The 1,225-nt window shown below is 27.2% G+C and carries 1 protein-coding gene; it reads left to right on the top strand.

Annotated features, from left to right (window positions below; all coding sequences use genetic code 11):
• The coding region (locus tag ABNK64_RS11050; protein ID WP_349764427.1) for a hypothetical protein at nt 1-1,225 on the top strand (1,225 nt) is incomplete at both ends.

The following is a 1,225-nucleotide window of genomic DNA, read 5'->3' as shown; positions in this document are numbered from 1 at the left end:
AAAAGTAAAGAAGTAGTAGGATATGTAGCTGGAAACAAGGTAATAATTCCTAAAGAAGAAAATCCACAAGTAAATTTTGAAGATTCCTATGAAATAATAGATAACAAAGAAGGAAAAATTTCTAAGGAATATAGAATAACTAAAACAGAAGAAGGAATAGAAATAGAAGGAATAAAAGTACCTGAATTTCTATATTTAGTAGGTAAAACAGGAACTTGGAAATGGAATAATAGATTTATAAATTTATATAAATGGTATGATGGGCATAGATATTCTACAAAAAATTTAGAAATAAATGATTTTTATAAAGGAAGTTGGATAGAAAATATTGGTTCATATGATGGTCAAAGAGGGAATATAATTATTAGTAGTAGTGATAAAGCTGTAAAAGATTTAAATACAGAATATTATGATAATGTAACTACCAATCCTAAAACATGGTTACCAACTACAATAAGATTATATCAACGAGATTACTATTTAAAAAGGATAAATAATGTTTCTATAAATAATAAAGTTATTGCACAAGGAAGTTATAACTCTAATATTGTAGAAATAGATGATGAAATAAGTATTCAAATTGGAGGTGGAAATAGTTTTAAATTAAGATTAATAAAATATCCCAGTAAAAATTTTTCACTAACTTTTTATTTGAAAGGAATAGGTCAACATATTAGACTAGGAGGAAGTACTGGAGATAATCAACAGCCAGTTGAGGAATTTGAACATGATGTATCACAAGAATTAACAATAAATTTTAAATACAAACCTTCTACATTAAAAGGACAAAGTTCTCTTACTGTTAGAGAAAAATATCCTACTAATCAATTCATTCAATTTAATTCTACTGAATTTGAAGCAGGAAAACCTTTAGCTTTAGAAAATTCTTTAACTGATGTTACTTTTAATACATCAGGTAAAGGTATTGTTACTATGGAAGAGGGAGATATACTAGAAATTGATGGTAAGCAAGTTAGAGTAGGTGCTAGTGGTAATTTAGGAGTTCAAACTGCTACTATTGGAGATCTAAAATATTCTTACAAGGTAGAAGCAGGAAAACTAAGACTTTCATTAAACGAATGGGGAGTATTAGAACCTAATCATAACTTAATGATAAGAGTATTTAGAAATAAAGATGGAAAGCAACAAAAGATGGTGGAACATACACTAACAATAGATAGTCCAAGAAGAGTAGAAGGAGCTAATAATATTAAGATAGATAATA

Source organism: Fusobacterium sp. SYSU M8D902 (assembly GCF_040199715.1).
Classification (GTDB): domain Bacteria; phylum Fusobacteriota; class Fusobacteriia; order Fusobacteriales; family Fusobacteriaceae; genus Fusobacterium_A.
This window is presented reverse-complemented; position numbering and strand designations above follow the sequence as displayed.